Annotated in this window: 1 protein-coding gene; it reads right to left on the bottom strand. The window is 55.9% G+C overall.

Features of this window, described 5'->3' with window-relative positions; all coding sequences use genetic code 11:
* On the bottom strand, nucleotides 1-370 hold a 370-nt coding region (locus FAF44_RS53825), incomplete at its 3' end, for a chromate transporter (protein WP_368857807.1).
* Nucleotides 371-388: the final 18 nt, after the last annotated feature.

Below are 388 nucleotides of genomic sequence, written 5' to 3'. Positions count from 1 at the left end.
CAATTACAGGTGAAACTGAGGCGATCATACCCGCTACAGTCCGGGAGCCGCTTAAGTAATTGACGGCAGAGAGCAGGGCGATCATCGCAATGCAGCTGGGTAAAATGTGGGCGAGCACGGAGAGGAATGCGCCCCGGACTCCCTTCAGCTTGTACCCGAGATAGGCTGCCATTTTGGTGGCGATCGGGCCGGGAAGGGCGTTGGCGATGGCCAGTGTCTCCCCGAATTCATCGTCGCTCAGCCAGTTGTACCGGGTTACGGCATCATGCCGGATTAGCGGAATGACAGAAGGCCCTCCGCCGTAGCCGAGTATGCCTGTTCTGCACATGGCAACGGCGAGCTGTACATAATCATTTTTGGCTTTTTTCACAGGACCCCTCCTAAAATA

Source organism: Nonomuraea sp. MG754425 (assembly GCF_021699195.1).
In the GTDB taxonomy this organism is placed as follows: domain Bacteria; phylum Actinomycetota; class Actinomycetes; order Streptosporangiales; family Streptosporangiaceae; genus Nonomuraea.
This window is presented reverse-complemented; position numbering and strand designations above follow the sequence as displayed.